The sequence below is a fragment of the Clostridium sp. genome, assembly GCF_016650035.1.
Taxonomy (GTDB): domain Bacteria; phylum Bacillota; class Clostridia; order Clostridiales; family Clostridiaceae; genus Clostridium_AD.
Genome location: NZ_JAENWM010000113.1, coordinates 1 through 10128, shown reverse-complemented (window position 1 = coordinate 10128; position 10128 = coordinate 1). Strand labels below are relative to the sequence as shown.

Sequence of the window (10128 nt, the reverse complement as noted above, 5' to 3'; positions counted from 1 at the left end):
GCTTTATTATATGTTAGAGAATGGGACCAGGGATCCTTCAAAAGATGTGCTCAGAAAATTATTCATTTTCTCAAAATTACCTGAAGAATACTGGAAATATGGAACTACAGATGAAAAGGAACGTATAGAAAAAAGAGAAGAGTTTAAATGTTTGAAGGACGCTATAGAACAATTAAGCAATATTGGATTGCTTAAAAGCACTGATAAAGGATTTAGTTCTTCTGTTAAAGAAGTTTTAATAGCTGCGATGGAAGCAGATGTGAGCCATTTATTAGAGAAACAAAATCTTAAAAAAAATAATAAAAAGGAGGATTGATTTATCTTGGATCATAATATTACTTTTCGCCAAAAAGACAAGGGTTGGCAATATATAATAAGCTATAAAAATAATGAAGGAAAATGGATACAAAAAAGTAAGCAGGGGTTTAAAACTAAAAAGGAAGCGAAGCCAGCAGCTGAAAAAATGTTAGAAGAATTAGGAACTAATTTGGCACACAATGTAAATATGGATGGAGCCAGTCAAACGTTTGAAGAAGTCGCCAAAATGTATATAGAACATTGTAGCCTTTACAAAGAATACAATACAGTAAAAGCTTCCAGGGATAGTTTATCTAAATTTAGTTGTTTGAACTCTATAAAAATAAAAGATATACAAAAAATCGATATTCAAAGTGCTGTAGATAAATTGGTTAAAGAAGATTTAAAGCAAAGTACTATTGCAACGCACGTTGTAAGGTTAAACACTTTTTTTAAATATATTAAGGAAGATTTGAACTTGATTGTAGATTTACCGACTACAGAAATAAAAATTCCTAAAGAAAAAAGCAAAACTAATAAAAAGGCTCTTACTAAACCGGAACTCGATAAGCTTTTAATGAATTTAACAAACAATAAATTTTATATAGTAGCCTTTATAGCCGCCGTTACCGGAATGAGGTTGGGTGAAATACTTGGCCTTACTTGGAATGATCTAGATGAAATAAACCTAACATTAGATGTTAATAAGCAGTGGAAGGTGTCCAAAAAGGTCAAGAAATCTGATTTTGGAACTTTGAAGGGCAGGAACTCTTATAGATTGGTACCAATATCAAGTAGTATATTAAGAGAACTAAAAAACTATAAAAAAAATAATCCTACCGACCTTAAGAATAGGATAGCACCTTTTAACGATGCGAGTATTTTCAAATATTTAAATCCAAGATTAAGAGAGTTTGCCGGAATAAGTGTACATGAGTTAAGACACACTTATGCCACTTTGGTAATAGCGGACGGAATGGATTTTAAAACTGCCGCTAAGTTATTGGGGCATGACGTGCAAGAAACTTATAGAACATACTCTCACGTAACGAGTGACATGCTTAAAAACGCTTCTAAAAGAATAGAAGATATTTTTAAGTAAATTTTTTTAAAAATTATTTTTGACGAATCTTTTGACGAATCACTATGAAACGCAGTAAATTCAACGTTCAACAAATATTATATGTATATTGCCTTAGTATGCTTGTTATTAAAGCTAATATTATTTGTAATGCAACGTAATGATAATTTATAGCAATATCAACGCGTTCGCTAAAATGTATTTTTAAATGTTTGTAATGGATTATAAAGAATTACAATATAAATTTTGACGAATTTTTGACGAATGCTATTTTAGTGTACTAAACCGGTAATTCACCGGTTTAGTACTTTTTCAATTTTAAGAAGATAATCAATTTCTAATTCCAATAATTTTGAAATTGTTTTTGGTTTAGTCTTTGTTTTATTTTTCAACAATCCCTCTTTTAAATATAAATCATCCTTTCCATATTTTTTTGTTTGTTCCATTGTTAATATTATCTCCTTTCATTTTGATATGTAGTTGTTAAACATTCCCTTAATATGATTTTATAATAGCACTATGAATCGTAAAAGTAAAGAACAACAGTTCGGTTAAAATTGGTCCTATACGAAATAAAAAATAAGCCCATTTTCAGGACTTATTTTTTATCTATTTTTATTTTTTTCCTACTTTAAAATTATTTATGGTTATGTAAGATATAGCTGTTAAGCTACATCTTAAGTAATTTTATTTTATTTAAATATTCTCCATTTGTTTTGAAAATCCTTCAAAAAATGAAAAAAGCTCCAAGGATTTCTCCCTGAAGTCTTAAATTATCCAAATAAGATACTTTTACATTTTGTAGTGAATATTTTTTTTGGAATGGTCTATAATTTAAATATCCTTTTATTTTGTTTTGATAACTAATGGAAAAAATACTGCACTGGGATCCCCCTGCGTGCAGTATTTTTTTTTGATAGTAATATGTTTAAACCTCAAATTTTAAATAATATCCACCTACATGTTTAAATATATTAGTAATCACTAAATTTTGCCAAAATAAAAAAGTCCTGAAGCTAGATTTCTCTAACCTCAGGACTTTAAATTGTTGTACTATTGCTGAATCAAATTTTATTTTGAATTATTCAAAAATGGATCTTTAAATACTATTTTTAATTCTTTATTGTTTGTATTATTGTATTCGGTTCTTACATTACAATTTTTATAAATGAATAAATCTTTTTTATTCTCTAGCTGTTTATTACTATAATTAGATGTATCCACGATATATACCTCCATTCATTCTACTATCTATTTATGCTATCATCAAAATAATGTTTCCTCTTTATCCACTTAAATCCTTCATGTTTAGTTATACACGCAATTTCTATAGGTCCACCTACAGTTTGTGGTCCCGGAGCATATTTTGAGTATTTTTCAGTTAAATCAACTAGGAATTCTGCTAACTCTATAGCATCTTGTATTGGCATTGCAGGATGAGTTAAAGGTAATTCACAATTTGCGCTTACTAGTTTCATTAAATCTTCTATTTTATCACTTGGTACGATACCAGAATTTACAAAAACGTTGGGTAGTAACGTCCCATATCCTTTATATAATCTCGTTATTGCTTCAGGTTGCCCATACCAGGACATTCCAGTTTCTTCTTTCGCTCTCCGTAACACGGGACCAGCGCATACTCCATTATTAATTTCAATCAACCATTCTTCTGCCATTTCTTGATTAGTTGAGTAACCTGCTATAACAAATCCTACATCAGGTTTTTGAGGCCAGGTCTTAAACTCTTCAATATATTTTTCTTTATAAATAAAGTCAACAAACATATCACAAATATTTTTAATTGAATAATTATTAATATCAATTTTTTTGGTTGGATCACATGTCAATATATCTCTGAAGTCTTTAATTAAAGTTGAAGTAGATGCTCCCCCTATACTTCCTGCCCCCCAAGTAATTAACCCAATTGGCAACTGTTTATGTATATTAAATAGTTTATTGGCATTGTTATATATGTTTACTACGCCAATATTACCGCTTTGATCTTGTGCCATTATAGTGGATGCACTATCAGTTGCAAGTACCATTCCATCATTTACTTTCATGTGAATAGCTATTGTCATATTATCTCCTCCTAATAAAGATAATATTCTACAATCTTTATTGATTTCCTTCTATATTCTAAAAATAAACAAAAAAAATGAAGTCAATATTTATACTGACTTCACGCCTTAACTATTATACAATACTTTTATTTATTTCCCCATCATCTACGTAATCCTTAGCTTTAACATATAAATAATGAACTATTTTTATCATACGTTGCTCACTTAAAAATATCGTAAATCGCCTAGGTATAAATTGATAAGCTTTTCTAATCACCCATTCTTCCTGTTGAGCTCCACTTTTAAGAATAGCATCTTTGGCCATGCTCTTTGCTTGGAGCATTAAAACATAGGCTTGCGATTTAAATTTCTGCCACTCTAGTGCAGCATAAAGGATCACCGCCAATACTACAATAATTATAAATCTAAATTCAAACAATTTATCCAACATTAATAATTCCTCCCGAATTTATATTTTAATAGTTCTTCCTTTTTCTACATATGCCTTTTGGACATCAATTTCAATTATCCAGTATGGGCCATCTTCACCTATAGCTGTTATCTTATCTCTAAAATTAAAAACTTTAATAGGCTTTTTATCTGTAGCTAGGGCCAAAAGGATTACTTCTAATTTGACAGGATCCATGACAACCTCTTTTTTCTAAATTAGATAGAAATTGACCATTTCCTCTCTATTTTAATAATTGCCTCCAAGTATTTTCTCCAACAATACCATCCGCTGAAAGTCTAAGAGCTCTCTGATATTTTTTAACTGCTGCTAAAGTATGTGGTCCAAATATTCCATCTTGTTCCTCAAGTTTAAAAGACAATCTTTTCTGTAACCATTTAGTTATATTTCCTCTAGCTCCTTCTCTCATTGTAGGACACGCTCCTAGAGTTAAATTACCACCCCAACCGTCAACATCTAGCCGACTATTATATTGTTTATTTAATTCCCTTTGTAAAATCTTTATAACTTCACTACCAGTTGTTTTTGCAACTGGCTTTGATGCTAATATAATATTATTAGTTGTATCTTTCATAAGAATTCCATTTTCAAAAACATTTAGATCTACATTACCCTTTATACCATCTACATTGCCTTTTGAAGAATATTGAAACCCTACATAGCCTGTTATATTTGGCTTAATAACTCCATAATGTGCTATCCATATAGGTATATTTTTTACTGTATGATTCAGATTATTTGCATAAAATGAGTCTCCAGTATAAATACAAACTTCTTTTCCCTGAGAAATCATATAATCTGCAAATTTACGTACATTATTGCTCACCTTATCAACAGTTTGGTTGTCCATCTGTTCTATATCAATCGCATATTTACAATCAACATGTAAGCCATCAGTAGCCTTAATAAAGTGTTTCGCCTCTTCTTCTGGGTCGTTAGCTCTCATGTAATGGTAGAATCCAATTTTTAATCCCGCAGCTCTTGCCTGAGCATATTGTAATCCAAACCCTGGGCTGTCAAATGTAACTCCCTCTGTAGCTTTTATATATACAATTTCAACGTCTGAAGCTTTAACTTTTTTAAAATCTATAATAGTTCCCTGGTATGAGCTTATATCAATACCTTTCATAATTAATTTTCCTCCTTATTTTTAAGATTTTTCAAAATATCTACTAACTTATCAGGTACCGGAATACCTATAATAACCGCATTTTCTAAAATACTTATTCCTTCGTTGGCTATGTAAAAATAACAAACTAATGTCCTAAATGCCCATGTACCATTATTTATTAATCTATCTAATAACACTGCCATTATAAGTACTATAAGTATTGTAGCTTTTTTTAAAATCCCATTTATACCGATTATAGAAGATACTCTTTTAAGAACACACGCTCCCCATACACCTGTTATATAGTCTAGTGCTATAAATAGTATTAAAACTTGTATACTATTGTCCCAAGCCCCAAATAAATAAGCTAACACACTACATACAAAAGCTATTACTGTATTAAATACTTCTCTTGTGTCCATTTGTAAAATCCCTCCTATTGTTTAGTTTGTCGAAAGAGGGTATTATAAATTTATCCTCTAAGTTTTCTTTAGTGGGTAAGTAATGTGCAGCGGGTATATTAACGTATACCTACTGCATTTTATTATTTTTTGAGGTTACCAATCAACCACCTCCTTAAATTTTCGCATAATAAAAGACACCCTTGCGAGTGCCTATATTGTATTATTAAGTTATAACGCTAACTGAACCATATATTCCGATTGTGCAACTAAGTTAATATTTGCAATCCCATAATTCTGCTATTTCTCTCCTACCTAATATATCATTTGTTACAAATAAATCTTTGTATACTCCCTCGAAATGATTTAAAAAGTTTTCATCAGAACCTAGATATAATTTATTTAATCCAGTTATCGGTGTAGTATCTGCAATAGAAAATTCTTCTACATTTCCAATTATCTTATTTGCAAAATAAGCATCTGCGACCTCTGCATATGAATAAGTCGGATAATTCATATATGCAATATGTTCCATAACCTCTGCAAATTTCGTTGGGTCATAGTTATAATCTGTAGCTACTATGCTTATACCATGAAAAGTTAAGTGCATAAGCATATATTGATTCATTCTATCATCAACTCTTGCCATTGTTTCTGATGCTAATTCTGCATGACTAACTGGGTCGCTGTAAATATTATATCTATTTTTAAATGGATAAACATTGCTTTGATATTGTGTATATTGCCTATTCATTCTAATACCTAAATCCCTAAATAACTTTTGAGTATAGTTATTGTAAGTACCATTCGGAGTTGCAATCAAATCATAATCAAATCCATGAGCTTTTAAAAATGCAACTGATTGAGTGAGTTCTGATAATTGGATTTCATCTGTTGCAAGTCCTAAATTAACATGGCTCATTGTGTGATTATCTACTGTCCAACCATTTTGTTTTAATTCTTTAAGTTGGCTATAACTCATGTAAGGGTCTACTCCTATATTGTTAATAATCATGTGTATTGTACCCTTGATGCCATGTTGCTTCATTACTGGATAAGCTAATTCAAAACCATCTGCATGACCATCATCAAAATCTACTACTATCCCTCTTGGTATAGCTACAAATAATTTTAAATCTATTCTTGATTGTTGTATTGCAATTCCGAATACTGCGTTTGGATTATATTGTACTACATTACTTAATACCTCTGTTATAACTCCACCAACTGTCTTTTTAACCGCAAATTTACTTATGAGTTTACGATATTCAATCGTGTATTTATCTCCTGTTGTTGAGGTTATAACACCTAAAAATACTACATCAGCTTGGTTAATATTATAAATTTGATTAGCTTTTACAATCATTCCTACTGTAAATTCTTTTCCTATTTGTACTGTTTTTTCAAGCCTGTCATTTCCTTTTTTCGTTTCAACGTATTGCCTAACTTCTCCAAGAGTTCTTGTAATTATAAAAGAATCTACATAGATGGTAGGATTAACTTTTCCATTAGCCATAACACCGTAAAATTTAGCAGAGCCATCAGATACAAAAGGTTTTGAAACCCAGTACCATCCCTCTTTATCCGTTGGTGTAACATATGCTCCTGAGGCAGTATAAGTAGAACCGATTATAATATAAAAACTAGCTTCATCGGGGATAATATTGGGTGCATAAATTGCAAATCCTATCGAATAGCTTCCAGTAGATAATGTTAATAATTTCTTAAATTGTCCATTTTCATCTGCATTGCTACCACTAAACATTTTTACACTTTTATTACCAGTATATGACTGTTCACTACTTATTTCAGCATATGATGTTTTAATCGCTCCTATTTGGCTAAAATACCAACCGTCTACAGTCCCGATAGCGGTGAATTTTGTACCATCAATGCCCTTTTCAAAATCTGTGTTAGTTCCAAATAAATTTACTTTAGCACTTGTTAAAGATACACCTTTTCCACCTTGCATAACTTCTTGACTATAAGCACCGTTGTTTTGTGGAAATACTTGTTGCTTAGAAACAAATTCATAATCATTATTTATACTTGCATTTTTAGACCAATCTACTGTAGGTATAGTGGTTATATTGCTATTAAATTCATACTCAACCTCTATTAAATCACCTTTTATCAAGCTAGGATGGGTAAATGATAATTTATCACTTAATATAACTGCTTGGGATATATCTAAAAATGTTTTACTCCTATCAACTTGATTAAATCTGCTTATACTTACTATTGTTTTTATCAATATATTTGTAGTTAATGATAACTTAGTATCATAAATTCCTGAATCTTTATAAATATTTTGATATATAATTGATTCAATATTCGTTGCTTGCACTGGAAATAAATCTGTTACTACTGGTACAGATAATTGATAATAATTATCTGCATCCACTAAATCTGATATGTTTTTAATATACTGATTATTAGTTATATAATCTCTTGTTCCATTTGGTAAACTTCTTAATTTTATATTCGGAAAATATTGAGTTGTTTCTTTATCTCCTGTATATTTAACACTACCAACAACTACATCTATTGTATCTTTAAAATAAACTGGTACTTTTACATTCATTTCTGCAGCTGTTTTATTGTAAAGTTCATTGGACGTATCACTACCTAAGTCAACTATAACTATATCTTCTGCTTCCATCACTTTACCTAGTGCGGTTGCTGAATCAGCATAATCATGTTTAAGATATAATTGTAATTCACCAGTTTGACCTTTATTAGCAACGATACTAGATATTTCGTACCATTGATTTTGTACTGGTGTGGTTTGAAATAATGCGGATTGATTGCCACCACCTGTTGTTCCATTATCCCAAATCATCAATGCAGAACAATTTGCATTAGTCACTCTTACTTTTGCTTTAATAAATAATCTTTTTGTTGCACTCCATACAATCTTTGTATTTTGATTTATGTTTACATATGCAGAAGTTCCATTTCCTGTAGTTGTACACGCATTATCATTGACAGTTAATGTAGATGCTGCACCGACCCATCCAATTCCATCTGCATATACGCTGTTTGAAACTTTATTCTTTAACGTTTCGCCACTTATAGTTACACTTGCCCCATCAACATTATCTACAATTTGCTTGATATTATCATTTAATTGGGTAACTAAAAGATTGTTAGCTTTTTTCATGTCTATATTAACTACATCAGTCTCACTTGCTTCAAGTCGATTTTTTAAGCTTGTAAATGTTTTATTTTTTACTATGGAATTATGAGCATCTGTTACCTCTATATTTGTATTTGTAGCAGATATAGGAATAACTAAATTATCAACTCTTAAATCTACCGCATTTACTTCTGTTTTTTCTGCTTTTAAAATTATTTGTTGCGTATTAGTAGCCAATTGTTCCACATTTTCATTTATAGAATTCACTATATTTGTTTTATCTGAAGTGTTTAAACTTGTTAAACTTCCAACTTTATTAGATATCAATAAATCTTGTGAATCCACATAAGTCTTATCTGCTTTTAGTGCTATATTAGTCACAATAGCTAATGCATTTGTTAATGCAGTAAATTCACTTGTGGATTCTATTGCCATATCATCACGAATAACTTCGCTTACCGTAAAATTAAAAGTAACACTAGTAAGTATTTCCCCGGAAGTACCGTAAATAGTGATCTCGCTTTCTACCTGACCTGGACTTGTTAGGACCTGGTTAGTTAAAAGACTACTTATTTTATTATTTAAAACACTATCTATAATACAATCTAAAAATACTTTTGTTCCATCTGGCTTTTTAAAATAGATCTTTGCAGTTGTGCCTGTTAAATCGTAATTAATGCCACTATTAAAGATATTAATTACAAATTTATGACTATCAGTATCATTCTTTTTAATATAAATAGATTTATTCATATTTATTTTATTTGCTAAATCTATATTTATAATGTGGTCTATTGTATTTATCAAATCTGTTCACGCTCCTTTTTTTACAAATTAAAAAGCACCTCTTATTGAGATGCTATTGGATATTCATTTATAGGTTGTTCTAATATTTCAAGTTGTTTTGTATCAATATTAACTTTAAAATTTTGCGGAGTGTTTATAACATTGTTATCATCTGGAATAATTATTTCATCCCAAATTATTTTTAAATCTTGTGCATCATCTCCATATAATGAATCCATCTTTTGCAAATTTCCGCTAAATATTGATTTTATTAATCCTGTTCTTTTTGTATATATAATAGTCATTTTACCCTCCTTATGCAATTGCAATATAACTAAATGTCAATGCAATTACTTCTAATTCTAACGTGGATATTTTAACTCTTTGAGATTGTATATAAACACTAAAAGTACCATTTATAATCTCTGTTGGTGAAGGTTCCGATGCATAAACTGTTATACCATTAAGTGCATAATAATTTGTATATGCATTCACTGTAGATACCATAGCGATTACACTAAAATTTTTACCTTTAAATTCTTCAGGTAATGTTATAACAATGGTTTCTAATCCAATTGTGGATGTACCTTTACCAGCACAAGCTAAATAATGATAATCTTTATCTGTAGTGCCTACATGTCTTTTAAAGCCATCAGCAGAAATTTTAGTATAAGTACCATCCGTGTGAGTGTATACACTTTCATCTTTAGTATGTTTTGCATCTCCACCCATAGTAAATGCTCCGTTATCCAAATTTATACTAATGCTACCATCTAAACTG

General features: G+C 30.2%; 12 protein-coding genes. 2 read left to right on the top strand and 10 right to left on the bottom strand.

The window, feature by feature from the left end; all coding sequences use genetic code 11:
- Positions 1–316: hypothetical protein (locus JJD95_RS18180; protein WP_291644602.1), on the top strand; the 316-nt coding region annotated here is incomplete at its 5' end.
- Positions 317–322: 6 nt separating this feature from the next.
- Entirely contained in the window at positions 323–1399 is a 1077-nt protein-coding gene (locus JJD95_RS18175; RefSeq protein ID WP_291644600.1) for a site-specific integrase, read from the top strand.
- A gap of 272 nt (positions 1400–1671) precedes the next feature.
- On the opposite strand, the gene JJD95_RS18170 is transcribed toward JJD95_RS18175, so the two are convergent.
- The 10 genes from JJD95_RS18170 to JJD95_RS18125 form a co-directional block, all read right to left on the bottom strand.
- Positions 1672–1824 (bottom strand): hypothetical protein, encoded by a 153-nt coding sequence (locus JJD95_RS18170; RefSeq protein WP_291644597.1) that lies wholly within the window; start codon positions 1822–1824, stop codon positions 1672–1674.
- 625 nt (positions 1825–2449) lie between these two features.
- The gene (locus tag JJD95_RS18165) at positions 2450–2602 is read right to left on the bottom strand and encodes a hypothetical protein (RefSeq protein ID WP_291644595.1); all 153 of its coding nucleotides are present in this window, start codon (positions 2600–2602) and stop codon (positions 2450–2452) included.
- A gap of 23 nt (positions 2603–2625) precedes the next feature.
- Positions 2626–3459, bottom strand: a complete 834-nt coding sequence (locus tag JJD95_RS18160; protein WP_291644593.1) for a hypothetical protein — start codon at positions 3457–3459, stop codon at positions 2626–2628.
- Positions 3460–3574: 115 nt separating this feature from the next.
- A complete protein-coding gene (locus tag JJD95_RS18155; protein WP_291644591.1) occupies positions 3575–3892 on the bottom strand; it encodes a hypothetical protein in 318 nt (105 codons plus the stop codon).
- 18 nt (positions 3893–3910) lie between these two features.
- Positions 3911–4087 carry a hypothetical protein gene (locus JJD95_RS18150; RefSeq protein ID WP_291644589.1) on the bottom strand — a complete coding sequence of 59 codons (177 nt, stop codon included), beginning with the start codon at positions 4085–4087 and terminating at the stop codon, positions 3911–3913.
- Between the two features lie 46 nt (positions 4088–4133).
- Complete coding sequence (locus JJD95_RS18145; RefSeq protein ID WP_291644587.1) at positions 4134–5039, bottom strand: GH25 family lysozyme; 906 nt, start codon at positions 5037–5039, stop codon at positions 4134–4136.
- Positions 5040–5041: 2 nt separating this feature from the next.
- Positions 5042–5443 carry a holin family protein gene (locus tag JJD95_RS18140; protein WP_291644585.1) on the bottom strand — a complete coding sequence of 134 codons (402 nt, stop codon included), beginning with the start codon at positions 5441–5443 and terminating at the stop codon, positions 5042–5044.
- Between the two features lie 253 nt (positions 5444–5696).
- Positions 5697–9368 carry a polysaccharide deacetylase family protein gene (locus tag JJD95_RS18135; protein ID WP_291644583.1) on the bottom strand — a complete coding sequence of 1224 codons (3672 nt, stop codon included), beginning with the start codon at positions 9366–9368 and terminating at the stop codon, positions 5697–5699.
- Positions 9369–9409: 41 nt separating this feature from the next.
- Positions 9410–9652 carry a hypothetical protein gene (locus JJD95_RS18130; protein WP_291644581.1) on the bottom strand — a complete coding sequence of 81 codons (243 nt, stop codon included), beginning with the start codon at positions 9650–9652 and terminating at the stop codon, positions 9410–9412.
- A 10-nt stretch (positions 9653–9662) separates the two neighbouring features.
- A partial coding sequence (locus JJD95_RS18125; RefSeq protein WP_291644579.1) for a hypothetical protein occupies positions 9663–10128 on the bottom strand: 466 nt, incomplete at its 5' end.